The sequence below is a fragment of the Burkholderia sp. RF2-non_BP3 genome (genome assembly GCF_001522185.1).
GTDB classification, from domain to species: Bacteria; Pseudomonadota; Gammaproteobacteria; order Burkholderiales; family Burkholderiaceae; genus Burkholderia; species Burkholderia diffusa.
In genome coordinates this window covers 266,424-293,284 of sequence record NZ_LOSU01000032.1, presented here as the reverse complement: position 1 = coordinate 293,284, position 26,861 = coordinate 266,424, and the positions used below count along the sequence as shown (strand labels likewise).

Here is a 26,861-nt window from a genome sequence, read left to right as displayed (position 1 = left end):
GAACAGGACCGTGAAACGACTCTACGCCGATGATAGTGCGGATTCCCGTGTGAAAGTAGGTAATCGTCAGGCTCCCTAAGCCAGAAACCCCCGCCCGAACAGGCGGGGGTTTTTGCATTGGGGCGGCGAAAACGCGAGTGCAGGCAATCGAACCTCTCCGTTTGCTGCCCAAGCGCGTCGCCGGAATCCACCGCTTTCCATCATCCCGGACCAATCACCCGTCGATTCGCTGCAATCTCCAGCCAGGGAGGCGACTCGGGCCGGTTCGGCAAGGCACTTCTAACACCCGCTCCACGTCCGTATCGTCGCATCGGCAATTCGGAGCCGGTCCAGCGTCGATATTTTTCATCCGTCATCCCCGTTTTCTCACTGCACAGGCGGGAAATTCGCGCGAAATGAGGCCTTATTCGGTCCATCCACGTAAAATTTGCGAATCTCCACCCCAGTCGCATCCAGAACGATGAACGCCGCCATTCAGATAGCTCGGGCCGTTTGCCCTCACGATTGTCCGGATACGTGCGCAATGCGCGTGACCGTCGAAAACGGCCGGGCCATCAAGGTGACGGGCGATCCCGACCATCCGCCCACGCAGGGCGTGTTGTGTACGAAAGTCAGCCGATATGCCGACCGCGTTCATCATCCCGACCGGCTCACCGTTCCCCTCAAGCGCATCGGCGCGAAGGGGGAAGGGCGCTTCGTGCCGATCAGCTGGAGCGAAGCACTTGACGAGATCGGTCGTCGTCTCGGGGAAATCGCCGCGCGCGCGCCGGAGGCGATCGTGCCGTACAGCTACGCGGGAACGATGGGACTCGTGCAGGGCGAAGGCATTGCACAGCGGTTCTTCCATAAGCTCGGTGCGTCCCGGCTTGAGCGGACCATCTGCGCCGCAGCCGGTGCAGCGGGGCTGCGCTACACGTATGGTGGAAGCGTCGGCATGCATCTCGAGCATTTCGAGGAAAGCGAACTGATCCTGATCTGGGGCGCCAACCCGATCGCATCCAGTCTGCATTTCTGGACCCGAGCGCAGGAAGCCAAGCGTCGAGGCGCCCGTCTGGTCGCGATCGATCCCTACCGCTCGCTGACGGCCGAGAAATGCCATCAGCACATCGCGTTGAAACCGGGCACCGACGGCGCGTTCGCGCTCGGCATGATGCATGTGCTGATTACCGAAGATCTGCTCGATCACGACTACATCGCGCGTCATACGCTCGGCTTCGACGCGCTCAAGGCGCGAGCCCTGTCCTATCCGCCGGAGCGTGTCGCGCAAATCTGCGGCATCGAAGCGTCGGAATTGATCGAACTCGCACGTCGTTACGGCGCGACCCGCAAGGCGTCGATTCGCCTCAATTACGGCATGCAGCGCGTGCGCGGCGGCGGCAATGCCGTGCGCGCGATAGCGAGCCTGCCCGCGCTGACAGGCGCGTGGCGCGACCGGGCCGGCGGGCTTCTGCTGTCGTCGTCGGAATCCGCACCGGTCAATCAGGCGGGGCTGCTGCGTCCGGATCTGATGCCCGGCTGGCCTCACAAACTGCCGCGCATCATCAACATGAATGCAATCGGCGATGCGCTGCTGCATCCGGGCGACGCCACCTTCGGGCCGAAGCTCGAAGCGGTGATCGTCTACAACTCGAATCCCGTCGCGGTCGCGCCCGACTCGTCGAAAGTTGCCGCCGGGTTCGCGCGCGAAGATCTGTTCACGGTCGTTCTAGAGCACTTCAAGACAGATACGGTCGATTTCGCCGACATTGTGTTGCCGGCCACGACGCAACTCGAGCATCTCGACGTCCACAAGTCGTACGGCCACACCTATGTGATGGCGAATCTACCGGCAATTCCGCCAGTCGGCGACGCACGGCCGAACACGGAAATCTTTCGGGGCATCGCACGCAGCATGGGGCTCGACGAGCCCGCGCTTTATCACAGCGACGAAGAGGTTGCGCAGACGGCGCTCCGTTGGGACGATCCGGCACTCGACAGCGATTGGGACACGTTGAAGCGTGCCGGCTGGCTGAAGCTCAAGGTGGCGGACGCGCCTTTCGCGAATGGTGGCTTTCGCACACCGTCCGGCAAGTGCGAGTTCTACAGTGCGCGGCTCGAGCAGATGGGCATGGACCCGGTGCCTGATTATCTGCCGCCGTTCGAATCGGCGGAGGCCGCGCCTGAACTCGCCGCTCGCTATCCACTGGCGATGATTTCCCCGCCGGCCCGCCACTTCCTGAACAGCACGTTCGTGAACGTGGACAGCCTGCGCAGTACGGAAGGCCAGCCTCACCTCGATATACACCCGGCCGACGCCGACGCGCGCGGCATCGGGGAGGGCGACATCGTGCGCATCTTCAACGACCGCGGATCGATGCAGGCGGTCGCGAGAGTGACCGATCGTGCGCGCGCGGGACTCGTCGTCGGACTGTCGATCTGGTGGAAGAAGCTGTCGGCGGATGGACGGAATGCGAACGAGGTGACGAGCCAGGCGCTGACCGATCTCGGCAACTCGGCGACGTTTTACGACTGTCTGGTGGAAGTTGAGCGGATTTGACAGAACTTCTTGATACCATCAGACGAATGTATCCGAAAGTTCGAAGTGGGCATCTAACCCTGTTGTCTCAGCATGGACGAGCCGCTACGATGCGTTTTAGCACGACCATTCGAAAATCTGTGAGGAGACGCGCAGTATGAACAAAATTTGGCTGAAATCGTACCCACCCGGCGTTCCAGCCGAAATTGACGCGTCCCCGTATCCTTCCATCCCGGATCTCCTCGACGAAAGCTTCAGGCAGTATCGTGACCGCAAGGCGTTCGTCTGCATGGGCAAGAGCATCACGTACGGCGAACTCGATGCGCTGTCGCGCCAGTTCGGCGCGTGGTTGCAGTCGCGCGGCCTGAAGCGCGGCGCGCGCGTCGCGCTCATGATGCCGAACGTGCTGCAGTACCCGGTGGCGATCGTCGCGGTGCTCCGCGCGGGCTTCACCGTCGTCAACGTCAACCCGCTCTATACGCCGCGCGAGCTCGAACATCAGCTGAAGGACAGCGGAGCGGAGGCGATCGTCATTCTCGAGAATTTCGCGTCGACGCTGCAGGCCGTCATCGCCAATACCGCGGTCAAGCATGTCGTGGTCGCGTCGATGGGCGATCTGCTGGGCATCAAGGGCTGGCTCGTCAATTACGTCGTGCGCAACGTGAAGAAGATGGTGCCGGCGTGGCAGCTTCCGTCGTTCACGCGCTTCAAGGCCGCGCTGTCGGAAGGTGCGCGGCAGACCTTCAAGGCAGAGAAGCTCGGCCCCGACGACGTCGCGTTCCTCCAGTACACGGGCGGTACGACGGGTGTCGCGAAGGGCGCGACGCTGCTGCACCGGAACATCGTGTCGAACGTGCTGCAGGCGGGCGCATGGCATCATCCGGCGCACGAGAAGTACCCCGAGGTGAAACAGTTCGTGACGGTTGTCGCGCTGCCGCTCTATCACGTGTTCGCGCTGACGGTCTGCGGCTTCCTGACGATGCGCACGGGCGGCATGGGCGTCCTGATCCCGAATCCGCGCGACATCGGCGGCATGATCAAGGAGTTGAAGGGGTACCAGATCTCGACGATTCCAGCCGTCAACACGCTGTACAACGCACTGCTGAACCATCCCGAATTCAATCAGCTCGACCTGTCGAAGCTCGTGATCGCCAATGGTGGCGGCATGGCGATCCAGGAAGGCGTCGCGAAGCGCTGGTATGAGAAGACCCATACGGCGATCGTCGAGGGCTACGGCCTGTCGGAGACTTCGCCGGTCGCGACCTGCAACCCGGTGACCGCGACCGAATACAGCGGGACGATCGGCCTGCCGCTGCCGTCGACGGAAGTGGCCATCCGCGATGACGCCGGCAACGACGTCGCGCTTGGCGAGCCGGGCGAGATCTGCATCCGCGGGCCGCAGGTCATGGCCGGCTACTGGAACCGTCCAGACGAAACCGCGAAGGTCATGTTCCCGGACGGTTTCTTCAAGACCGGCGACGTCGGCGTGATGGACGCGCGCGGTTACGTGAAGATCGTCGACCGGAAGAAGGACATGATCCTGGTATCCGGTTTCAACGTGTATCCGAACGAGGTCGAGGACGTGGTGGCGTCGCACCCGGGCGTGTTCGAGGTGGCGGCGGTCGGCGTGCCGGACGAGCACTCGGGCGAAGCCGTGAAGCTGTTCGTCGTGAAGAAGGACCCGGCGCTTACCGACAAGGACATCCTCGCGTACTGCAAGGAGCGGCTCACCGGCTACAAGCGGCCGAAACTCGTCGAGTTCCGCACGGAGCTGCCGAAGACGAATGTCGGCAAGATCCTGCGGCGCGAACTGCGCGACGGACGCGCGTAACACCGAAGTCGAATCAACCAGCCCGGCCAGTGCCGGGCTTTTTTATTTGTGGTGCCGGCATCGAGGATGCCGCGTCGTGGTTCGACGGTCGCAGGAACGGCGCGCGTTCTACCGGGATGCGCCGTGGCCGACGGAGCGGCTCGATCGGGCCGCCGCCGGCCCCGATCCGCATGGCGCGGTACCTCGGTGCGTGCCACCCGCCGGCAGCGGCGGCTTCACGTCGATGAGACGTCGCGAACGGTTCGCCGCTCACCGCTTCGCAGCCGCAAAAGAAAAAGGCGCCCGAAGGCGCCTTCAATATGCTGCGGCTTGTCAGTCAAGCTGATTAGAACTTGTGACGGATGCCGACGCGCGCTGCAACCTGGTTGCTGGTGCTCGACGGATCGAGACCGTTGATCGACGCCGTTGCCGGAATGACCTCGCCCTTCGAGTTCAGCGCGTTGCCCGACGCATGCTGGTACACGCCGATCACGTAGACGTCCGTGCGCTTGGACAGGAAGTAGTCGACGCCCAGCGAGCCTTGGTGGTACTTGGCTGCCGAGTTGCCGTCGATCTTGCTGCCTTGCGTGTAGTCGTACGCCGCGCCGACGATCAGCGCCGGGGTCAACTGATACTTGAAGTTGATTTCGCCGTTGTTGAACGTCGCGGTCTGGTTCACGAACGGACCGACCGAGAAGCCCTTGAACTTCGTGTTCGAGTACGTCGCGCCGATCGTTGCTGCGCCGAACGTGTACGCACCGCCCGCACCGATGACCTGGTACGTGTTCGCGCTGTTCGCATATGCGCCGTAGACCGGCGACGACACGGCCGTCGCTGCAGCCGACGCGCCGGTGTTGAACATGCCGCCGAAGTTCGCCGGCGTGCGTGCGTTCAAGTAGCCGACACCCAACACCAGCGGGCCGTTGTTGTAACCGGCGCCGAGCGACCAGACCTGGTTCTTCGAGAACTGGCCGGCTTGACCGCCGAAGCTGTACAGGCCGCCGAACGAGAAGCCGCCGTAGGTCGGGCTCGTGTACTTGACCGCGTTGTTCACGCGATATGCGTTGTTGAAGTTGTCGAGGTCGCCCGGGTGAGCAGCGATGTAGCCGCCCCACTGGTCGCCTGCCTCGAGCGGGCCGACGAAGTCGACGACGGAGTCGTACTGGCGACCCAGCGTGACCGTACCGTACTGGCTCGACAGGCCGACGTAAGCCTGGCGGCCGAACATCAGGCCGCCCTGGCCCAGCTTGCCGGAGTTGACGTCGAAACCGTTTTCGAGCACGAAGATCGCCTTCAGGCCGCTGCCCAGATCTTCGGTGCCGCGCAGGCCGAAGCGGCTGCCTTGCATCACGCCGCTTGCCAGACCGTACAGGTGGCCGCCCTTGGCGTTGTTGTTGAAGATGAAGCCTTCATCGATGATGCCGTAGAGCGTCACGCTGCTTTGCGCATGGGCTGCGCCAGCAAACGCGCCCAGCGCGACGAGCGCGAGAAGCGACTTTTTCATTAACGGATCTCCAAGAAACACTGAATTTTTTTGGCGGGGCGGATAGTTATGTTGTGTTGACGGGCCCCGTCAACTTCGCAAGAAGTTGCACGTAATGTAGCAAAGCCGATTTTTCCGACAAAGCGAAATGCCGTGGCGCAAGGCTGCCATGTTTCCTTTATGCAACAATGGTTAAAATCACGGGTTAACCGCAATTTCCGCTGAATAATCAAGTCGGTTACGCAGCGGAGCACGTGCCTTTGCCGCCCGCGGCAGCACACGCAGCCAGGAGAACAGGATGGTGTTGGATGAACTGATCAGCGAATTCGATCGCGGCCTGCGATCGCTGACCGGCATTAGCCGGATGAGCCGCCCGGTGCCCGCGCCGGCGGAGCCGCCGGCCGGCGAACTGACGCCCGCGGAGCGCACGCACGCCGCCGGGCTGATGCGCGTGAACCATGTCGGCGAGGTCTGCGCGCAGGCGCTTTATCAGGCGCAGAAGCTGACCGCGCGCTCGTCGTCGTCGAAGGCGATGTTCGAGGAAGCCGCGCGCGAGGAGGAGGATCATCTCGCGTGGACCGCGCATCGGCTGAAGGAACTCGATTCGCGTCCGAGCCTGCTCAACCCGCTGTGGTACGCTGGCGCGCTCGCGATCGGCGTCGTCGCCGGCACGCTGGGCGACAAGGTCAGCCTCGGCTTCATGGCGGAGACGGAGCGCCAGGTCGAGAGCCATCTCGACGGGCACCTGTCCGAGCTGCCGGCGACCGACACGGCGTCGCGTGCGATCGTCGAGCAGATGCGGCTCGACGAGGTGAAGCACGGCAAGGCCGCGACCGACGCCGGCGGGATCGAGCTGCCGCTGCCCGCGCGGATGCTGATGCGCGCCGCGTCGAAAGTCATGACGAGCACTGCATACTATCTCTGACATTCGGGCCGGGGCGGCGCGCGACGCCGTCCTGGTTCGCCGTTCCCGATACCGCCCGTTTTTTCCGCGTTTTCCCGCCCCCGAAAGCCCCGTCCGCACGCCAGTCTGGCCCGCCTTTCTCACGTATCACCTTCACAAGTTGCACTAGCTCATTCATTTATAACGGTTTTTGGTATGAGGGGCCGCATGAGCATGCGCGCGTAAGTCCTTGTTCTAACTAACAAAATTCGTCAAAAAACCGGGCCGCTCCCTTGACCGTGCCAAACCCTTCCACTAAAGTGGGAGACAGTGTGAGAAAGTGTATTTTTGTGTGATTTAGCGGGCCATTCGGGCTAAATTCTTGAGCATTGAGCGGGTGCTTCGGTGCCCTGAACGGGAGAGCGGAAAGTGTTCCAAGGGGCGTCGGCGCTGACGCTCGATGCGAAAGGGCGGATGTCGGTGCCGGCTCGCTATCGCGAAGCGCTGCAAGGACAGGCAGAAGGACGGGTGACTGTGACCAAGCACCCGGACGGCTGCCTGTTGCTGTTTCCGCGCCCCGAATGGGAAGTATTCCGCGCCAAGATCGCCGCGCTGCCGATGGACGCGCATTGGTGGCGGCGAATTTTTCTCGGCAATGCGATGGATGTCGATCTCGACAGCGCAGGCCGGATTCTCGTATCGCCCGAGCTGCGGATGGCGGCCGGACTGGAAAAGGAAGTCATGTTGTTGGGAATGGGTAGTCACTTCGAGCTGTGGGATTCGCAGACCTACATCGCGAAGGAGCAGGCAGCGATGGCGCAGGGCATGCCCGACGCGCTGAAGAACTTCACGTTCTGATTGCGGTGACGGAGACGCCCGCGATGGGAAACGAATTGCAGCATCGGACCGTACTGTTGGACGAAGCGGTCGATTCGCTCGTGACGCGGCCGGACGGCATTTATGTCGACGGCACGTTCGGGCGCGGCGGTCATAGCCGCGCGGTGCTCGCGCGGCTGGCGCCGGGCGGCCGGCTGATCGCGTTCGACAAGGATCCGAGGGCGATCGAGACGGCGCAGCGTATCGAGGATGCGCGCTTCTCGATCGTGCATGACAGCTTTGCATCGATGCGCGACGCGCTTGCGGCGCGCGGTGTCGAGAAGGTGTCGGGTGTGTTGCTGGACCTGGGCGTGTCCTCGCCGCAGGTGGACGATCCGGCGCGCGGCTTCAGCTTTCGCGCGGATGGCCCGCTGGACATGCGAATGGATCCGACGCGCGGCGAGTCGGCGGCCGAGTGGCTCGCGCGGGCTTCGGTGCAGGAATTGACGGAGGTGATACGAGATTATGGGGAAGAACGGTTTGCTTTTCAGATTGCAAAGGCGCTTGTTGCTCGCCGGGCAGAGTCCGACCGTCTTGGGCCTCTCGACACCACGGGCGAGCTTGCCCAAATCGTGGGTAACGTCGTCAAAACCCGTGAGAAGGGCAAGGATCCGGCAACCCGCACCTTTCAGGCTATACGGATTCACGTCAATCAAGAGCTTGCGGACCTGCAAGTCGTACTAGACGCGGCATTGTCGTTGCTGGAGCAAGGGGGGCGGCTGGTGGTCATCAGCTTTCATTCACTCGAGGACCGGATCGTCAAGCGATTCATGCAGGCGCACGCGAGTGCGCCCGCGGTCGATCGTCGCCTGCCGATCCGCGCCGTCGACCTCCCGAGCCCGCCGCTCAAGATCATCAGCCGTCAGTTCCCGAGCGAGGCGGAAGTCGCCGCGAATCCGCGCGCCCGGTCGGCCGTGATGCGCATCGCGGAGCGCGTCACGCCATGAGCCGCTTCAACATCTTCCTGCTGATCATCGTGATGGGCTGCGCGCTGTCGGTCGTCAACTCGACGAACCAGCAGCGCCAGATCTTCATTCAGCTGCAGCGCGCGCAGTCGCAGGAGCGTCAGCTCCAGCAGGACTACGCGCAGCTTCAATATCAGCAGAGCGCGCTGTCCAAGACGTCCCGCATCGAGCAGCTCGCGAACGATTCGCTGAAGATGCAGCCGATCACGACGGGTCGCACCCAGTACCTGACACTGCCGTCGGGCGCCGCGAAGGCGACCGACGCGCCGATTCCCGCGTCGGCCGATACGGCCACCAAGGGCAACGGAGGCGCGCGATGAAGCCGTCGCAAAAGCGCCAGGACGTGAAGTTCTCGTCGAGCCCCGTGCTCGGCGTGCACCTGCCGATGTGGCGCTCGAAACTCGTCGTGTTCCTGCTGTTCATGGCGTTCGTCGCGCTCGCCGCGCGGGCATTCTGGATCCAGGGCCCCGGCAACGCGTTCTATCAGAAGCAGGGCGAGAGCCGCTACCAGCGCACGATCGAGCTGCCGGCCACGCGCGGCAAGATCCTCGACCGTAACGGGCTCGTGCTCGCGACGAGTCTGCCCGTGCGCGCGATCTGGGCGATTCCGGACGCCGTGCCGGACGATCTCGACGCCGGCAAGGTCAACCAGCTCGGCAAGCTCCTCGGCATGACGCCGAAGGAACTGCGCGTGAAGCTGTCGCAGGACAAGGGTTTCGTCTACGTAAAGCGCCAGGTGCCGATCGACGTCGCGGACAAGGTCGCCGCGCTCGACATTCCCGGTATCTATCAGCGCAACGAATACAAGCGCTTCTATCCGGAAGGCGAGATCACCGCTCACCTGATCGGCTTCACGAACGTCGAGGACGAAGGGCAGGAAGGCGTCGAACTCGGCGACCAGAAGATGCTGTCCGGCACGTCCGGCGTGCGCCGCGTGATCAAGGACCGGATGGGGCACATCGTCGAGGATGTCGCCGAACAGATCCCGCCGCACAACGGGACGGACGTCGACCTGTCGATCGACAGCAAGATCCAGTACATCGCGTATGCGAACCTGAAGGCCGCCGTCGAGAAGTTCAAGGCGAAGGCCGGCGCGGCGATGGTCGTCGACGTGCGCACCGGTGAGGTGCTCGCGCTCGTCAACTACCCGACGTACAACCCGAACGACCGCTCGCGCATGACGGGCGAGCAGTTGCGCAACCGGATCATGACCGACGTGTTCGAACCGGGTTCGATCATGAAGCCGTTTACGGTGTCGCTCGCGCTCGACCTGCACCGCGTGACGCCGAACACGCTCGTCGAGACGGGCAACGGGCATTTCGTGCTCGACGGCGCTCCGATCACCGACGACGCAGGTTTCGGCACGCTGACGGTCGGCGGCGTGATCCAGAAGTCGAGCAACATCGGTGCGACGAAGATCGCGATGACGATGCGGCCCGAGGAAATGTGGAATATGTATACGAGCATCGGCCTCGGCCAGGCGCCGAAGGTCGGGTTTCCGGGCGCGGTGGCCGGCCGCCTGCGTCCGTGGAAGAGCTGGCGCCGCATCGAGCAGGCGACGATGTCGTACGGCTACGGCCTGTCGGTGTCGCTGTTCCAGCTTGCGCGCGCCTACACGGCGATCGCGCATGACGGCGAGCTGATGCCCGTGACCATTTTCAAGACCGACCCCAATCAGCCGATCGTGGGCACGCAGGTGTTCAACCCGACCACCGCGCGCGAAGTGCGCGCGATGCTCGAAACGGTGGTGGCGCCGGGCGGCACGTCGCCGGATGCGGCCGTGCCGGGTTATCGGGTCGGCGGCAAGAGCGGTACCGCGTACAAGCATGAAGGTCACGGCTACACGCGCAAGTACCGCGCGTCGTTCGTCGGCATGGCGCCGATGCCGAATCCGCGCGTCGTGATCGCGGTGTCGGTCGACGAGCCGACCGCCGGCAGCCACTTCGGCGGCCAGGTGTCGGGCCCCGTATTCTCGGCGATCGCGGGCGATACGATGCGCGCGCTGAACGTGCCGCCGAACATGCCGATCAAGCAGCTCGTCGTGTCCGACGACGCGCCTGGCGCGCCCGCCGGGACGGGCCCGCAAAAGCTCGCCGCGGGCGGCGGCGCGAAGCATATGATCGTATCCAGCACGACACGTAATTCACCAGGAGTTGTTCGATGAGCGCCGCTCGCAGTTCCCATCCGGCGCATCAGCAGATCGCGGCCGCGCTTGCGTGGCTGCGCCAGCATGTGGCCCCCGCGGCGCAACTGCATGCCGACACGCGCAGCCTGAAGGCAGGCGACGTGTTCCTCGGCTATGCGGTCGACGGGGCAGACAATCGCGCCTTCATTTCCGATGCCGTCGCGCACGGCGCGGCCGCCGTGCTGTATCAGCCGGAAGGTCTCGAAGCCGCGCCGGCCGTGCCCGTCGCACTCGCGGTGCCGGCGCTCGACCAGCTGGCCGGCGAGATCGCCAGCGGCTGGTACGGCGACCCGAGCGACAGCCTGCTCGCCATCGGCGTGACCGGCACCAACGGCAAGACGTCCTGCACGCAATGGATCGCGGCCGCGCTGACGGCGCTGCACCAGCCGTGCGCGCTGATCGGCACGCTCGGCAGCGGCATGCCGGGGCAGCTGGTGCCGACCGGCTTCACGACACCTGACGCGCCGCAGCTGCAGCGCAGCCTCGCGCAACTGCACGACGCGGGCGCGAAGGCCGTCGCGATGGAAGTGTCTTCGCACGCGCTGCATCAGGGCCGCGTGAACGGCACGGCATTCGACATCGCCGTCTTCACGAACCTCACGCAGGATCACCTCGACTATCACGGCACGTTCGACGCGTACGAAGCCGCGAAGTCGAAGCTGTTCGCGTGGCGCGGTCTGCGCGCGGCGGTCGTCAATCGCGACGACGAAGCCGGCCGCCGCCTGCTCGAGAAGCTGGTCGGCCGCGTGCGCACGATCGCATACGGGGTCGGCGACGTGCAGGCGGCCGACGCCGATCGCGAGCTGGTCGCGCTCGACGTGCGCGCGACCGCCACGGGCACGGCTTTCCGCCTGCGCTCGTCGTGGGGCGACGCGGACGTCGAGGTCGGCACGCTCGGCACGTTCAACGTCAGCAACCTGCTCGCGGTGCTCGGCTCGCTGCTCGCGGCCGACGTGCCGTTCGATGCGGCCGTCGCGGAGATTGCGCGGCTCGAGTCCGTCAACGGGCGCATGCAGCGCCTTGGCGGCCGGCTGCAGAACGACGAACCGCTGGTCGTGATCGACTACGCGCACACGCCCGATGCGCTCGACAAGACGCTCGATGCATTGCGCCCGATCGCGGCGGCGCGCGGCGGGCGGCTCGTCTGCATGTTCGGCTGCGGCGGCGATCGCGACGCGACGAAGCGCCCGCTGATGGGCGCGATCGCCGAGCGGCTCGCCGACGAAGTCGTCGTCACGAGCGACAATCCGCGCAGCGAGGATCCGCAGCGCATCATCGACCAGGTCATCGCGGGGATGACCGCGCCCGATCGCGCACGCCGCATCGAGGATCGCGCGAGCGCGATCCTGCAGGCCGTGCGCGGTGCCGCCCGCGAGGACGTCGTCGTGCTGGCCGGCAAGGGGCACGAGGCGACGCAGGAAATCATGGGCAAGAAGCGCGCGTTCTCCGATCAGGATCACGCGCGGCTCGCGCTCGCGGCACGCGCGACGCACGGCAAGGGAGGCGGCCAATGACGATGCTCAGTCTCGGCGAAGCCGCGCGCCTGATTCCCGGCGCGACCGTCCACGGCGATCCGGACACCACCTTCGAGCGCGTGTCGACGGACAGCCGCACGGTCGGCCCGGGCGACCTGTTCGTCGCGCTGAAGGGCGAGCGCTTCGACGCGCACGACTTCCTCGGCGACGTGGCCGCGCGCGGCGCGGCCGCGGCGCTCGTCGCGCATGCGCCGGCGGGCCTGGCGATGCCGGTCGTCGAGGGCGGTGAAACGCGTGCCGCGCTCGGCGCGCTCGCGCACGGCTGGCGCAAGCGCTTCGCGGTGCCGCTCGTCGCGGTGACGGGCAGCAACGGCAAGACGACCGTCAAGGAAATGATCGCGTCGATCTTCACGGCGGCCGTCGGCGCAGACGCGCGGCTGGCGACGGCCGGCAACCTGAACAACGACATCGGCGTGCCGCTGACGCTGCTGCGCCTGTCGGACGCGCATCGCGTCGCGGTGATCGAGCTCGGGATGAATCACCCGGGCGAGACCGAAGTTCTCGCGCGCCTCGCGGCGCCGACCGTCGCGCTCGTCAACAATGCGCAGCGCGAACACCAGGAATTCATGGCGACGGTCGAGGCGGTCGCGCTCGAACACGCGGCCGTGATCCACGCGCTGACGCCGGACGGCGTCGCGGTGTTTCCGGCCGACGACGCGTACGCCGGTATCTGGCGTGTCGCGGCGACCGGCAACCGGATTCTCGATTTCGCGCTGCACGACGCCGAACGGCAGATCGAAGCGCAGGTCACGGGCCGTCTGCACGGCGGCGAGCTTGCGATCGACACGCCGTCCGGCTCGGTGACGGTGCGGCTGCGCGCGCTCGGCGAGCACAACGCACGCAACGCATTGGCGGCCACGGCCGCGACGCTCGCGGCCGGTATCGAGCTGGCCGCGATCAAGCAGGGCCTCGAATCGTTCGAGCCGGTCAAGGGCCGTTTGCAGGTCCGGCGAGCGGATGTCGGCAGCCTCGCGGGCGCGACGGTCGTCGACGACACCTACAACGCGAACCCCGATTCGATGCGCGCGGCGATCGACGTGCTGGCCGCACAACCGGCGCCGCGCGTGCTGGTGATCGGCGACATGGGCGAGGTGGGCGACGAAGGCCCGGCATTTCACCGGGAGATCGGCGCGTATGCGCGCGAGCGCGGCATCGATGCGCTGTTCGCGCTCGGCGATGCGTCGCGCGATGCATGTACCGCGTACGGCGACACGGCCCGCCATTTCGGCGACGTCGGCGCGCTGGTGACGGCGCTGCTCGCGGCGGGCTACGGCGCGCAGGCGACGGTGCTCGTGAAGGGCTCGCGGTACATGAAGATGGAGCGCGTGGTCGACGCGCTGACGAAACAACCCGCGGCGGGCACGGTGCCCGCTGCACACTGAGTAGAAGGAAGGAAGCATGCTGCTGGCGCTGGCGCAATGGCTGCAAGGAGACGCAAGCTTTTTGCGCTTGTTCACGTACCTGACGTTCCGTGCGGTGATGGCTACCATCACCGCGCTCGGGATCGGGCTCGTGTGCGGACCGTGGGTGATCCGCAAGCTGACGCAAATGAAGGTCGGGCAGGCCGTGCGCAAGGACGGCCCGCAGAGCCATCTCGTCAAGTCCGGCACGCCGACGATGGGCGGCGTGCTGATCCTGATCGGCATCGCGGTCGCGACGCTGCTGTGGGGCGACCTGACGAACCGTTTCATCTGGATCGTGATGCTCGTCACGTTCGGCTTCGGCGTCATTGGCTGGGTCGACGACTACCGCAAGGTCGTCTACAAGGACCCGCGCGGGATGTCGTCGCGCGAGAAGTATTTCTGGCAGTCGGTGATCGGGTTGTTCGCGGCGGTCTACCTCGCATTCAGCGTGTCCGAGGCGAACAACGTGCGTGTGTTCGACCTGTTCATGGCGTGGGTGCGCAGCGGCCTGTCGATGGGGCTGCCCGCGCGGGCCGACCTGATGTTGCCGTTCCTGAAGTCGATCAGCTACCCGCTGGGCGTCTGGGGCTTCATCGTGCTGACCTACTTCGTGATCGTCGGCGCGAGCAACGCGGTGAACCTGACCGACGGCCTCGACGGTCTCGTGATCATGCCGGTCGTGCTGGTCGGTGCGTCGCTCGGCGTGTTCGCGTACGTGATGGGCAGCTCGGTCTATTCGAAATATCTGCTGTTCCCGCACATCCCGGGCGCCGGTGAATTGCTGATCTTCTGCTCCGCGATGGGCGGGGCAGGGCTCGCGTTCCTCTGGTACAACACGCACCCCGCGCAGGTGTTCATGGGCGACGTCGGCGCGCTGGCGCTTGGCGGCGCGCTCGGCACGGTCGCGGTGATCGTGCGCCAGGAAATCGTGCTGTTCATCATGGGCGGCATCTTCGTCGCGGAAACGCTGTCGGTGATGCTGCAGGTGTCGTGGTTCAAGTACACGAAGAAGCGTTACGGCGAAGGGCGGCGCCTGCTGAAGATGGCACCGCTGCATCACCATTTCGAATTGTCCGGCTGGAAGGAAACGCAGGTGGTGGTGCGTTTCTGGATCATCACGCTGATGCTGTGCCTGTTCGGTCTGTCCACCCTCAAGTTGCGGTAAAGGAAAGGTAACAAGGATGTCTGGCGAGATGTTTGGAGATCGGCAGCGGCCGATGGTGCTCGTACTGGGGCTCGGGGAATCGGGTCTCGCGATCGCGCGATGGTGCGCGAGGCACGGGTGCCGGCTGCGAATTGCCGATACCCGCGAGGCGCCGCCGAACCTTGCCGCGCTGCAGGCCGAAGGCATCGATGCGGAGTTCGTCGGCGGGCCGTTCACGCCTGCACTGCTCGACGGCGGCATCGAGATCGTCGGGCTGAGCCCCGGCCTGTCGCCGCTCGAACCGGCACTGGCGGCGCTGATCGCGGCCGCGAACGAGCGCGCGATCGCCGTGTGGGGCGAACTGGAATTCTTCGCGCAGGCGCTGCGCGCGCTCGGCACGAGCGGCTACCAGCCGAAGGTGCTCGCGATCACCGGCACCAACGGCAAGACCACGACGACGAGCCTCACGGGCCTGCTGTGCCAGCGTTCGGGCAAGAAGGTCGCCGTCGCCGGCAACATCAGCCCGGCGATGCTCGACCGGCTCGCGGGCGCGATCGACGATACCGCGTTGCCCGACGTCTGGGTGCTCGAACTGTCGAGTTTCCAGCTCGAGACGGCACGCACGTTCGCACCGGACGCGGCCGCGATCCTCAACATCACGCAGGATCACCTCGACTGGCATGGCAGCTTCGACGCCTATGCGGCCGCGAAGGGCCGGATCTTCGGCGCGACGACCACGCGCGTGCTCAACCGCGACGATGCGGCCGTGATGAAGTTCGCGCCGGCCGCCGGCGCGGCCGATGCGGCGCGCACGGTCACGTTCGGCCTGAACGAACCGACGCAGGACGGCGACTATGGCCTGTCGCGCGACAACGGCATTGCGTGGCTGGTCGAAGCGGTCGACCGCGACGCGCCGGACGAGACGACGACGAGCCGTCGCCGCAAGCGCGACGGCACGCATACGCCCGACATCGCGCAGAAGCGCCTGATGCCGGCCGACGCGCTGCGCATCCGCGGGCTGCACAACGCGGCGAACGCGCTGGCCGCGTTCGCGCTTGCACGCGCGATCGATCTGCCGGCCGCGCCGTTGCTGCACGCGCTGCGCGAATACCGCGGCGAGGCGCATCGCGTCGAAGTGATCGCGACGATCGACGACGTGGACTACGTCGACGACAGCAAGGGAACGAACGTCGGCGCGACGGTGGCCGCGCTCGACGGGCTCGCGCAGAAGACCGTGCTGATCGCCGGCGGCGACGGCAAGGGTCAGGATTTCGCGCCGCTGGTCGCGCCGGTCGCGCGCTGGTGCCGTGCGGTGATGCTGATCGGCCGCGATGCGCCGGCGATTCGCGACACGCTCGCCGAAACCGGCGTGCCGCTCGCCGACCACGCGACGCTCGAAGGCGCGGTGCATGCCGCCGCCGACCTCGCCGAGCCGGGCGATGCGGTGCTGCTGTCGCCCGCGTGCGCGAGCCTCGACATGTTCAGGAACTACGCCCATCGCGCGGATGTGTTCCGCGCGGCGGTGGATGAAATCGCCATCGACAAAGGAGCGACGCCATGAGCTGGTCCGATCGCCTCGTCTCCCGTTTCAACGACCGGCGCGACACCGGCGGCAATGCTGCCGGCGGCCGCGTCGCGTCGGCCACGCGCGCCGCGACCGGCGGCCTCGCGAGCGTCGTCAATGGCGTGCGGCCGAGCCGCTCGCGGATGCTCGATTTCGACTACTCGCTGCTGTGGGTCGCGATCGCGCTGCTCGGGCTCGGCGTGGTGATGGTGTACTCGGCGTCGATCGCGATGCCCGATTCGCCGAAATACGCGTCGTATCACGACTATGCGTTCCTGATGCGCCACTGCGTGTCGCTTGGCGTCGCGTTCATCGCGGCGGTGATCGCGTTCCGCGTGCCCGTGTCGACCTGGGACAAATACGCGCCGCATCTCTTCCTGATCGCACTGGTCGGCCTCGTGATCGTGCTGATCCCGCACGTCGGCAAGGGGGTGAACGGTGCGCGCCGCTGGATTCCGCTCGGCATCACCAACATGCAGCCGTCGGAAATCATGAAGCTCGCGGTGACGATCTACGCGGCGAACTACACGGTGCGCAAGCAGGAATACATGCAGAGCTTCGCGAAGGGCTTCCTGCCGATGGCGTTCGCGGTCGGTCTCGTCGGCGCGCTGCTGCTGCTCGAGCCGGACATGGGCGCGTTCATGGTGGTCGCCGCGATCGCGATGGGCGTGCTGTTCCTCGGCGGCGTGAACGGCAAGCTGTTCGGCGGCCTGGTCGCGACGGCGGTTGGCACCTTCACGATGCTCGTATGGCTGTCGCCGTGGCGTCGCGAGCGGATCTTCGCGTACCTCGATCCGTGGGACGAACGCTATGCGCAGGGCAAGGCGTACCAGCTCACGCACTCGCTGATCGCGTTCGGCCGCGGCGAGTGGTTCGGCGTCGGCCTCGGCGGCAGCGTCGAGAAGCTGAACTACCTGCCCGAAGCGCATACCGACTTCATCCTCGCGGTGATCGGCGAGGAACTCGGCTTCGTCGGCGTGCTGGTCGTGATCCTGCTGTTTTACTGGATCGTACGCCGCGCGTTCGAGATCGGCCGTCAGGCGCTCGCGCTCGACCGCACGTTCGCGGGCCTGATGGCGAAGGGCATCGGCATCTGGTTCGGCGCGCAGACGTTCATCAACATGGGCGTGAACCTCGGCCTGCTGCCGACCAAGGGCCTGACGCTGCCGCTCGTGAGCTACGGCGGCTCGGGCATCCTGCTGAACTGTGTCGCGCTTGCGGTGCTGTTGCGGGTCGACTATGAAAATCGCGTATTGATGCGGGGAGGGAAGGTATGACCGCGTCGCGACGCACGCTGATGGTGATGGCAGGCGGCACCGGGGGCCACGTGTTCCCGGGGCTCGCCGTCGCGCACCGGATGGAAGCGGCGGGCTGGCGCGTCGTGTGGCTCGGCAATCCGGCCGGGATGGAAGCGACGCTCGTGCCGAAGCACGGCATTCCGATGGAATACGTGCGCTTCGGCGGACTGCGCGGCAAGGGCCTGAAGACCAAGCTGACGCTGCCGTTCAACCTGCTGCGCGCGTGCTGGCAGAGTCTCGGCGCGCTGCGCCGCGTGCGGCCGGACGTCGTGCTCGGGATGGGCGGCTACATCACGTTCCCGGCGGGCGTGATGACCGCGCTGTCGGGCCGCCCGCTCGTGCTGCACGAACAGAATTCGATCGCCGGTCTCGCGAACAAGGTGCTCGCGAAATTCGCGAAGCGCGTGCTCGTCGCGTTCCCTGGCGCACTGCCGCACGCGGAATGGACCGGCAACCCGATTCGCGCGGAACTTGCGCGCACGGAAACGCCCAAAGCACGCTATGCGTCGCGCAGCGGCCCGCTGAACGTGCTGGTCGTCGGCGGCAGTCTCGGCGCCGCCGCGCTGAACGAAGTCGTGCCGCGCGCGCTGGCGCTGCTGGCGCCGGGCGAGCGCCCGCGCATCGTGCACCAGGCCGGCGCGAAGCACATCGACGCGCTGAAGGCGAATTACGAAGCGGCCGGATTCACCGGCGGCGACGACGTGCGGCTCGTGCCGTTCATCGACGACATGGCCACCGCGTACGCGGCGGCGGATCTCGTGATCTGCCGCTCCGGCGCGATGACGGTGTCGGAAATCGCGGCGGTGGGCGTGGCGGCGCTGTTCGTGCCGTTCCCGTACGCGGTCGACGACCACCAGACGACCAACGCCGCGTTCCTCGCCGATGCGGGCGCGGCGGTGCTGGTGCAACAACGCGACCTGTCGGCGGAACTGCTTGCCGACTGGCTGCGCGGCCAGTCGCGGGCGTCGCTCGCGGACATGGCGGAGCGTTCGCGCTCGCTGGCGAAGCCCGAGGCCACCGACGAAGTCGCGCGCGTCTGCGCGAAGGTGGCCGGCGCGAACCTGGAACAACTGCAATGAAACACATCGTCAAACACATTCATTTCGTCGGGATCGGCGGCGCGGGCATGAGCGGCATCGCCGAAGTGCTCGTCAACCTCGGCTACGAGGTCAGCGGCTCCGACCTGTCGCGCAACGCGGTGACCGATCGCCTCGCGGCGCTCGGCGCGCGGATCGCGATCGGGCACGACGCGGCGAACATCGAGGGCGCGAACGCGGTCGTCGTGTCGACGGCCGTGCGCTCGGACAACCCCGAAGTGCTCGCCGCGCGCCACCAGCGCGTGCCGATCGTGCAGCGCGCGGTGATGCTCGCGGAGCTGATGCGCCTGAAGCAGGGGATCGCGATCGCCGGCACGCACGGCAAGACCACGACGACGAGCCTCGTCGCGAGCGTGCTCGCGGCGGGCGGGCTGGATCCGACCTTCGTGATCGGCGGCCGGCTGATCAGCGCCGGCGCGAACGCGCGGCTCGGCACGGGCGACTTCATCGTCGCCGAGGCCGACGAGTCGGACGCGTCGTTCCTGAACCTGTATCCGGTGATCGAAGTCATCACGAACATCGACGCCGATCACATGGACACCTACGGCCACGATTTCGCGCGGCTCAAGCAGGCGTTCATCGAATTCACGCAGCGTCTGCCGTTCTACGGCAGCGCGGTGGTGTGCGTCGACGATCCGAACGTGCGGCAGATCATCCCGTTCATTTCGAAGCCGGTCGTGCGCTACGGGCTGTCGCCGGACGCGCAGGTGCGTGCGGAAGACATCGACGCGCGCGACGGCCGCATGCACTTCACGGTGATCCGCGAAGGCCGTGCGCCGCTCGCGGTGGTGCTGAACCTGCCGGGCCTGCACAACGTGCAGAACGCGCTCGCGGCGATCGCGATCGCGACCGATCTCGGCGTGGCGGACGACGCGATCCAGCTGGCGCTGGCGGAATTCAACGGCGTCGGCCGACGCTTCCAGCGCTACGGCGAGGTGCCGAGCGCGGACGGCGGCCACTACACGCTGATCGACGACTACGGCCATCACCCCGTCGAGATGGCCGCGACGATCGCGGCCGCGCGCGGCGCGTTCCCGGGCCGCCGCCTCGTGCTGGCGTTCCAGCCGCACCGCTACACGCGCACGCGCGATTGCTTCGACGACTTCGTCAACGTGCTGTCGACGGTCGACGCGCTGGTGCTGACGGAAGTCTATGCCGCGGGCGAAGCGGCGATCGCGACGGCCAACGGCGACGCGCTGTCGCGTGCGCTGCGCGCGGTGGGCAAGGTTGACCCGGTGTTCGTCGCGACGGTCGACGACGTGCCGGACGCACTGGCCAAGGTCGCGCAGAACGGCGACGTGGTGATCACGATGGGCGCGGGTTCGATCGGCGGCGTGCCGGCGAAGCTCGTGCAACACACACAACAGAAGGCATGACATGAGCGGGATCGATCCGAAACGTTTCGGCAAGGTGGCGGTGTTGTTCGGCGGCGAATCCGCCGAGCGCGAGGTGTCGCTCACCTCGGGCCGTCTCGTGCTGCAGGGCCTGCGTGACGCGGGCGTTGACGCGCATCCGTTCGACCCGGCCGAGCGGCCGTTGTCGGCGCTGAAGGACGAAGGCTTTGTGCGCGCGTTCAACGCGCTGCACGGCGGCTACGGCGAGAACGGCCAGATCCAGGGCGCGCTCGATTTCTACGGAATCCGCTACACGGGCAGCGGCGTGCTCGGCTCGGCGCTCGGCCTCGACAAGTTCCGCACGAAGCTCGTGTGGCAGCAGACGGGCGTGCCGACGCCGCCGTTCGAGACGGTGATGCGCGGCGACGACTACGCGGCGCGCGCGGCGGACATCGTCGCGAAGCTCGGCCTGCCGCTGTTCGTGAAGCCGGCGAGCGAAGGCTCGAGCGTCGCGGTGCTGAAGGTGAAGACGGCCGACGCGTTGCCCGCCGCACTGTCGGAAGCGGCGACGCACGACAAGATCGTGATCGTCGAGAAGAGCATCGAAGGCGGCGGCGAATACACCGCGTGCATCGCCGGCGATCTCGACCTGCCGCTCATCAAGATCGTGCCGGCCGGCGAGTTCTACGACTACCACGCGAAGTATGTCGCCGACGATACGCAGTACCTGATTCCGTGCGGGCTGCCCGCGGAACAGGAAACGGAACTGAAGCGCATCGCGCGCCGCGCGTTCGACGTGCTCGGCTGCACCGACTGGGGTCGGGCGGACTTCATGCTCGATGCCGCCGGCAACGCGTATTTCCTGGAAGTGAACACGGCCCCCGGGATGACCGACCACTCGCTGCCGCCGAAGGCCGCGCGGTCGATCGGCATCAGCTATTCGGAGCTGGTCGTGAAGGTGCTGTCGCTTACGCTCAACGACTGACGCAGGAACGGAACGACGTATGTGGAACAACGTTCGCCAACTCAACCTTGCCGCCAGCGCGCTGTACGCGCTGTTGCTGCTCGTGTTGGCGGCGGCCGGCTGCTACTGGCTGATCCAGCGTCCGACGTTCGCGCTGCGCGAAATCCGGATCGACGGCGACACCGAGCACATCAACACGCCGACGGTGCGTGCGGGCGTGGTCGGCCGGCTGAAGGGCAATTTCTTCACGGTCGATCTCGATACGGCGCGTGCCGCGTTCGAGCAGATGCCGTGGGTGCGCCACGCGAGCGTGCGCCGGGTGTGGCCGAATGCGCTGGCTGTCACGCTCGAGGAGTACAAACCGCTCGGGACCTGGGGCAGCGCGCAGCTCGTGAGCGTCGACGGCGAGCTGTTCACCGCGAACCAGGGCGAACTGGATCAGGAACTGCCGGCGTTCGACGGCCCGGAGGGCAGTGCGAAGGAAGTCGTCACGCGGTATCGCGACTTCACGAACTGGTTTGCGCCGCTGAAGGCGGCGCCGGAAGAAGTGACGCTGTCGGCGCGCTACGCGTGGACGGTGAAGCTGTCGAACGGCATGCAGGTCGAGCTGGGCAAGGAGCGCACCAGCGAGACCCTGCATGACCGGAGCCAGCGCCTCGTCGCCGCGTGGTCGGCCGTCACGGAGCGTTGGGGCAACGACATCGAGTACGCGGACCTGCGTTATCCGAACGGATTCGCGATTCGTGCGGCAGGCATGCGGTTCCTGACCGATACCGACAAGCGCAAGAAGTAACGAGAGATCACACGCAAGAGCACTTTATGAGCAAAGACTACAAGGATCTGCTGGTTTCCCTCGACATCGGCACGTCGAAGGTGGTGGCCATCGTCGCCGAGCTGAAGGGCGAAGGCCATTACGAGGTGATCGGCCTCGGCCAGAGCGAATCGAAGGGTCTGAAGAAGGGCGTGGTGGTCAATATCGAGGCCACCGTGCAGTCGATCCAGCGCGCGCTCGAGGAAGCCGAGCTGATGGCCGACTGCAAGATCACCAACGTGTTCACGGGGATTGCCGGCAGCCATATCCGCAGCTTCAACTCGAGCGGGATGGTCGCGATCAAGGACAAGGAAGTCACGCAGACGGACGTCGCGCGCGTGATCGAGACCGCGAAGGCGATCAACATCCCGACCGACCAGCAGGTGCTGCACATCCTCACGCAGGAATTCATCATCGACGGCCAGGAAGACGTGCGCGAGCCGATCGGGATGAGCGGCATCCGCCTCGAGGTGAAGGTGCACATCGTGACGGGCGCGGTCAGTGCCGCGCAGAACATCGTCAAGTGCGTGCGTCGCTGCGGGCTGGAAGTGAACGACCTGATCCTGCAGCCGCTCGCGTCGTCGCTGGCCGTGCTGACGGAAGACGAAAAGGATCTCGGCGTGGTGCTGGTCGACATCGGCGGCGGCACGACCGACATCGCGATCTTCGCCGAAGGCGCGATCCGCCATACCGCGGTGATTCCGATCGCCGGCGACCAGATCACGAGCGACATCGCGATGGCGCTGCGCACGCCGACGCCGGATGCGGAAGACATCAAGGTCGGCTACGGGATCGCGAAGCAGGCGCTCGCCGATCCGGACGAGATGGTCGAAGTGCCGGGCCTCGGCGAACGCGGCCCGCGCACGCTGTCGCGCCAGGCGCTCGCGGCCGTGATCGAGCCGCGCGTCGAGGAACTGTTCTCGCTCGTGCAGCAGGTCGTGCGCGAGTCGGGTTACGAAGAACTGCTGAGCTCCGGCGTGGTCATTACCGGCGGGGCTTCGATGATGCCGGGCATGGTCGAGCTCGGCGAAGACATTTTCCTGAAACCGGTGCGCATCGGCGCGCCGGAATACGCAGGCGGCCTCGCCGACGTGGTGCGCAATCCGCGCTACTCGACGGCGATGGGCCTGCTCGTCGAAGGCAGTGCTCAGCGCATGCGCGGCCGCAAGGTCGCCGTGCAGTCCGGCAACGCGGGGCAGATCTTCTCGCGGATGAAGGAATGGTTCCTGAGCAACTTCTGACGAACCGAATCGAAATTCGCGCCGGTGCCGGCGGCTGGCGCGCGACAGGGGGTTGCCCGATCTCCTGCCGAATAACGGCCGAGTAGTTTTATTTTCTTGACGGAGGCAACAATGGAATTCGAAATGCTGGAAACCGAAACCAACGGCACCATCATCAAGGTGGTCGGCGTTGGCGGCGCTGGCGGCAATGCCGTTCAGCACATGATCAACCGTGGCGTGCAGGGCGTCGACTTCATCGTGATGAACACCGATGCACAGGCGTTGTCGCGCGCGCGCGCACCGTCCGTGATCCAGCTCGGCAACACCGGCCTCGGCGCCGGCGCGAAGCCGGAAATGGGCAAGGCGGCGGCGGAAGAGGCGCGCGAGCGCATCGCCGACGCGCTGCGTGGCGCGCACATGGTGTTCATCACGGCCGGCATGGGTGGCGGTACGGGCACGGGCGCGGCGCCGGTGGTCGCGCAGATCGCGAAGGAGATGGGCATCCTGACGGTGGGTGTCGTCAGCAAGCCGTTCGAATTCGAAGGCGGCAAGCGCATGCGCGTCGCGGAAGCAGGCTCGCAGCAACTGGAGGATCACGTCGACTCGCTGATCGTCGTCCTGAACGACAAGCTGTTCGACGTGATGGGCGATGACGCCGAGATGGACAAGTGCTTCCAGTGCGCGGACGACGTGTTGAACAACGCGGTTGCAGGCATTGCCGAAATCATCAATGTCGATGGCCTCGTGAACGTCGACTTCGAAGACGTGAAGACGGTGATGGGCGAGCAGGGCAAGGCGATGATGGGCACGGCGACGGTCGCCGGCGTCGATCGCGCACGCCTCGCGGCGGAACAGGCCGTGGCGAGCCCGCTGCTCGAAGGCGTCGATCTGTCGGGCGCGCGCGGCGTGCTGGTCAACATCACGTCGAGCCGTTCGCTGCGCCTGTCGGAAACGCGCGAAGTGATGAACACGATCAAGAGCTACGCGGCGGAAGACGCCACGGTGATCTTCGGTGCGGTGTACGACGACGCAATGGGCGATGCACTGCGCGTGACGGTCGTGGCGACGGGTCTGGGCCGTGCGGCGAAGAAGCAGCAATCGGCTCCGATGACGCTGCTGCGCACGGGTACCGACAACCAGCCGGTCAGCGCGGTCTCGCACGGCTATGCGCAACCGCAGCACGTCAGCACGGCCGACTATGGCGCGCTCGATACGCCGGCGGTGTGGCGCAACTCGCGCGAAACCGCGGCATCGCACGTGCAGGCGCTGCAGGAGAAGGGTGTCGACACGTACGACATCCCGGCTTTCCTGCGCAAGCAGGCTGACTGACGACGCACACACAGGCGAAGCCGCGGCGCGATCGACGAGATTGCCGCGGTAACGCCGGCGTGACGGATGCCACGGACCACGACAGGCCGCGTCGAATGCGACGCCGGGCCGGGAAACGTGCCCTCTTCGCGTGAGCGGAGCGGGATGGGACGTGCTGTCCGCAATACGCCGAAAAACCGTATCGCTATGAGGGACCAGCCATGATTCAAGTGGGCGACGCGCTGCCCGACGCGCAACTGTTCGAGTTCATCGACGACGCGCGCGAAGGCTGCACGCTGGGGCCGAATGCCTGCAGCGTGCGCGATCAGGTTGCGGGAAAGCGGGTGGTGATCTTCGGATTGCCGGGCGCTTTCACGCCGACCTGTTCGGCGCAGCATGTGCCGGGCTATGTCGAGCACGCCGAGCAACTGCGCTCGGCGGGCATCGACGAGCTCTGGTGCGTGTCCGTCAACGACGCATTCGTGATGGGCGCATGGGGACGTGATCTGCACACCGCGGGCAAGGTGCGCATGATGGCGGACGGCAGCGCTGCTTTCACTCATGCGCTGGGGCTGACGCAGGATTTGTCCGCGCGTGGCATGGGAATCCGTTCCCTGCGCTACGCGATGGTGGTCGACGACGGTGTGGTCAAGACGCTGGCCGTCGAAGCGCCGGGCAAGTTCGAAGTGAGCGATGCGGCGAGTGTGCTCGCGACGTTGACGTCCTGATCGTGCGGTGCGCCGTTGCCTGCCGGCAACGCTGCTCACCGGCCTCAGGGCAGTTGTAACACGGGCCGATGACCGGAAACGCCTCCGTTCCGGGCATCGGCCCGTCCCGTATCGGCGCGGGTAAACAGTCGAAACAGATTGATACGCAGTTTCAAACAGCGTTGAATAGGGAATTACGCTATAATCCCACCTATCGAATATAACTCCTGATTGATATTCTCAATCAAGATGAAGAACATCATGCTGAAGCAGCGCACCATCAAATCGATCGTGAAGACCGTGGGCATCGGTCTCCACTCGGGCCGCAAGGTCGAACTGACGCTCCGCCCGGCCGCGCCGGGCACGGGGATCGTTTTCTCGCGCGTCGACCTGCCCACGCCTGTCGACATTCCGGCATCCGCGATGTCGATCGGCGACACGCGGCTCGCGTCGGTGCTGCAGAAGGATGGTGCGCGCGTGTCGACCGTCGAGCACCTGATGTCGGCGTGTGCCGGCCTCGGCATCGACAACCTCTATGTCGACGTGACGGCCGAGGAAATCCCGATCATGGACGGCAGCGCCGCGTCCTTCGTGTTCCTGATCCAGTCCGCGGGCATCGAGGAGCAGAACGCGCCGAAGCGCTTCATCCAGGTGAAGAAACCGGTCGAAATCCGCGACGGCGACAAGTTCGCGCGTCTCGATCCGTATTTCGGCTTCAAGCTGAAGTTCACGATCGACTTCCGTCACCCGGCCGTCGACAAGACCGGCCAGGAACTCGAGGTCGACTTCGCGAACACGTCGTACGTGCGCGAGATCGCGCGTGCGCGCACGTTCGGTTTTGCCCATGAAGTCGAAATGATGCGCGAGCTGGGTCTCGCACGCGGCGGCAGCATGGACAACGCGATCGTGCTCGACGAATACCGGATCCTGAACAACGACGGGCTGCGCTACGACGACGAATTCGTGAAGCACAAGATGCTCGACGCGATCGGCGACCTGTACGTGGTCGGCCATCCGCTGCTGGCGTCGTACACCGCATACAAGTCGGGTCACGGGCTGAACAACGCGCTGCTGCGCGAACTGCTCGCGCACGAGGACGCGTACGAGATCGTCACGTTCGACGATCCGCAAGCCGCGCCGAGCGGCTTCGCGTTCGACACGCAGACGGCCTTCGCCTGATCGGCGTTCGGCACCCGCAATAAAAAAGCGACCTTCGGGTCGCTTTTTTGTTGGGCGTCAGGCCCGCGGGGGCGGCGCGCACTCAGCGCGACGACTTCGCACCGTGCCGCGCGGCCATTCGCGCGAGTGCAGCCTGCAATGGCGACGGCTCGAGGTGATCGGCGAGGTCGCGCAACGTGGTGGCGCCGACGGTCGTCATGCGTGCCTGCTTCACATGCGGGGGTTCCGGCGCGTCCTTCGGACGCACGCGCACGCGCAGCGCCGAGACCGGCCAGCCGCGCTTCTGAAGATCGGCGAGCAGGCGCGGCTCGACCTGCCGCAGCCGGGCGGCGAGCGCATTGTGCGCGGCAAAGAGGGTCAGGGTGCCGTCCTTGATGGAGCCCGGTTCGACGTGATTCGCGAGATAGTCGGGCAGCAGCGCGGCCAGGTCGCGCTGCAGCGACGCGACCTGTTCGACGCCGGCGCGCAGCGCCGCGAACGCGTCGGTGCGGTTGAGCACTTCGGACACGGGTTGCGGGCGATACGCGGCGAGCGGGCCGAAACGCTTGGAAAATCGGTTCATCGAGGCATTCTTCGGGCG

The 26,861-nt window shown here is 66.0% G+C and carries 22 protein-coding genes; 20 read left to right on the top strand and 2 right to left on the bottom strand.

Annotated features, from left to right (window positions below; all coding sequences use genetic code 11):
• The first annotated feature begins 460 nt into the window (after positions 1–460).
• Both WS45_RS16300 and WS45_RS16295 read left to right on the top strand, forming a co-directional pair.
• Positions 461–2,536, top strand: coding sequence for a molybdopterin-containing oxidoreductase family protein (locus tag WS45_RS16300; RefSeq protein ID WP_059535146.1), 2,076 nt, complete (start codon positions 461–463; stop codon positions 2,534–2,536).
• Positions 2,537–2,672: 136 nt separating this feature from the next.
• Positions 2,673–4,346, top strand: a complete 1,674-nt coding sequence (locus WS45_RS16295; protein WP_059535148.1) for a long-chain fatty acid--CoA ligase — start codon at positions 2,673–2,675, stop codon at positions 4,344–4,346.
• Between the two features lie 325 nt (positions 4,347–4,671).
• On the opposite strand, the gene WS45_RS16290 is transcribed toward WS45_RS16295, so the two are convergent.
• Entirely contained in the window at positions 4,672–5,829 is a 1,158-nt protein-coding gene (locus tag WS45_RS16290; protein WP_059535150.1) for a porin, read from the bottom strand.
• Positions 5,830–6,106: 277 nt separating this feature from the next.
• On the opposite strand from WS45_RS16290, the gene coq7 reads away from it, so the two are divergent.
• The 18 genes from coq7 to lpxC all read left to right on the top strand — a co-directional run bounded on the left by coq7 (position 6,107) and on the right by lpxC (position 26,281).
• Positions 6,107–6,733: a 2-polyprenyl-3-methyl-6-methoxy-1,4-benzoquinone monooxygenase gene (gene coq7, locus WS45_RS16285; RefSeq protein ID WP_059608158.1), complete on the top strand. Its 627-nt coding sequence runs from the start codon at positions 6,107–6,109 to the stop codon at positions 6,731–6,733.
• Between the two features lie 387 nt (positions 6,734–7,120).
• A complete protein-coding gene (mraZ, locus tag WS45_RS16280) occupies positions 7,121–7,549 on the top strand; it encodes a division/cell wall cluster transcriptional repressor MraZ (protein WP_006400450.1) in 429 nt (142 codons plus the stop codon).
• Positions 7,550–7,572: 23 nt separating this feature from the next.
• Positions 7,573–8,514 carry a 16S rRNA (cytosine(1402)-N(4))-methyltransferase RsmH gene (gene rsmH, locus WS45_RS16275; protein WP_059535156.1) on the top strand — a complete coding sequence of 314 codons (942 nt, stop codon included), beginning with the start codon at positions 7,573–7,575 and terminating at the stop codon, positions 8,512–8,514.
• Positions 8,511–8,852: a cell division protein FtsL gene (ftsL, locus tag WS45_RS16270; RefSeq protein WP_059700739.1), complete on the top strand. Its 342-nt coding sequence runs from the start codon at positions 8,511–8,513 to the stop codon at positions 8,850–8,852. The genes rsmH and ftsL overlap by 4 nt, the downstream gene beginning before the upstream one ends.
• Positions 8,849–10,696: a peptidoglycan D,D-transpeptidase FtsI family protein gene (locus WS45_RS16265; protein ID WP_059535159.1), complete on the top strand. Its 1,848-nt coding sequence runs from the start codon at positions 8,849–8,851 to the stop codon at positions 10,694–10,696. Before ftsL ends, WS45_RS16265 begins: the two co-directional genes overlap by 4 nt.
• Positions 10,693–12,231, top strand: coding sequence for a UDP-N-acetylmuramoyl-L-alanyl-D-glutamate--2,6-diaminopimelate ligase (locus WS45_RS16260; protein WP_059700738.1), 1,539 nt, complete (start codon positions 10,693–10,695; stop codon positions 12,229–12,231). Before WS45_RS16265 ends, WS45_RS16260 begins: the two co-directional genes overlap by 4 nt.
• Positions 12,228–13,634 (top strand): UDP-N-acetylmuramoyl-tripeptide--D-alanyl-D-alanine ligase, encoded by a 1,407-nt coding sequence (locus WS45_RS16255; RefSeq protein WP_059700737.1) that lies wholly within the window; start codon positions 12,228–12,230, stop codon positions 13,632–13,634. The genes WS45_RS16260 and WS45_RS16255 overlap by 4 nt, the downstream gene beginning before the upstream one ends.
• A gap of 16 nt (positions 13,635–13,650) precedes the next feature.
• On the top strand, positions 13,651–14,820 hold the full coding sequence (gene mraY, locus WS45_RS16250) for a phospho-N-acetylmuramoyl-pentapeptide-transferase (RefSeq protein ID WP_059451891.1): 1,170 nt from the start codon (positions 13,651–13,653) through the stop codon (positions 14,818–14,820).
• Between the two features lie 28 nt (positions 14,821–14,848).
• Complete coding sequence (murD, locus tag WS45_RS16245; protein WP_059700736.1) at positions 14,849–16,360, top strand: UDP-N-acetylmuramoyl-L-alanine--D-glutamate ligase; 1,512 nt, start codon at positions 14,849–14,851, stop codon at positions 16,358–16,360.
• Positions 16,357–17,640, top strand: a complete 1,284-nt coding sequence (ftsW, locus tag WS45_RS16240; RefSeq protein WP_059535166.1) for a putative lipid II flippase FtsW — start codon at positions 16,357–16,359, stop codon at positions 17,638–17,640. The genes murD and ftsW overlap by 4 nt, the downstream gene beginning before the upstream one ends.
• Positions 17,637–18,740 (top strand): undecaprenyldiphospho-muramoylpentapeptide beta-N-acetylglucosaminyltransferase, encoded by a 1,104-nt coding sequence (murG, locus tag WS45_RS16235; RefSeq protein WP_059535168.1) that lies wholly within the window; start codon positions 17,637–17,639, stop codon positions 18,738–18,740. The genes ftsW and murG overlap by 4 nt, the downstream gene beginning before the upstream one ends.
• Positions 18,737–20,134 (top strand): UDP-N-acetylmuramate--L-alanine ligase, encoded by a 1,398-nt coding sequence (gene murC, locus WS45_RS16230; RefSeq protein WP_059688958.1) that lies wholly within the window; start codon positions 18,737–18,739, stop codon positions 20,132–20,134. Before murG ends, murC begins: the two co-directional genes overlap by 4 nt.
• Before the next feature lies 1 nt (position 20,135).
• Positions 20,136–21,077 (top strand): D-alanine--D-alanine ligase, encoded by a 942-nt coding sequence (locus WS45_RS16225; protein ID WP_059688957.1) that lies wholly within the window; start codon positions 20,136–20,138, stop codon positions 21,075–21,077.
• A 19-nt stretch (positions 21,078–21,096) separates the two neighbouring features.
• Positions 21,097–21,849: a cell division protein FtsQ/DivIB gene (locus tag WS45_RS16220; protein WP_059700735.1), complete on the top strand. Its 753-nt coding sequence runs from the start codon at positions 21,097–21,099 to the stop codon at positions 21,847–21,849.
• 26 nt (positions 21,850–21,875) lie between these two features.
• Complete coding sequence (gene ftsA, locus WS45_RS16215; RefSeq protein ID WP_006752447.1) at positions 21,876–23,108, top strand: cell division protein FtsA; 1,233 nt, start codon at positions 21,876–21,878, stop codon at positions 23,106–23,108.
• A gap of 111 nt (positions 23,109–23,219) precedes the next feature.
• Entirely contained in the window at positions 23,220–24,416 is a 1,197-nt protein-coding gene (ftsZ, locus tag WS45_RS16210) for a cell division protein FtsZ (RefSeq protein WP_011883181.1), read from the top strand.
• Positions 24,417–24,616: 200 nt separating this feature from the next.
• The gene (locus tag WS45_RS16205; protein ID WP_059535173.1) at positions 24,617–25,123 is read left to right on the top strand and encodes a peroxiredoxin; all 507 of its coding nucleotides are present in this window, start codon (positions 24,617–24,619) and stop codon (positions 25,121–25,123) included.
• A 240-nt stretch (positions 25,124–25,363) separates the two neighbouring features.
• The gene (gene lpxC / locus WS45_RS16200) at positions 25,364–26,281 is read left to right on the top strand and encodes a UDP-3-O-acyl-N-acetylglucosamine deacetylase (protein ID WP_059535496.1); all 918 of its coding nucleotides are present in this window, start codon (positions 25,364–25,366) and stop codon (positions 26,279–26,281) included.
• A gap of 82 nt (positions 26,282–26,363) precedes the next feature.
• Here lpxC and WS45_RS16195 read toward each other — a convergent pair whose 3' ends face one another.
• Positions 26,364–26,843, bottom strand: a complete 480-nt coding sequence (locus WS45_RS16195) for a DUF721 domain-containing protein (protein ID WP_059700734.1) — start codon at positions 26,841–26,843, stop codon at positions 26,364–26,366.
• Positions 26,844–26,861 lie beyond the last annotated feature (18 nt).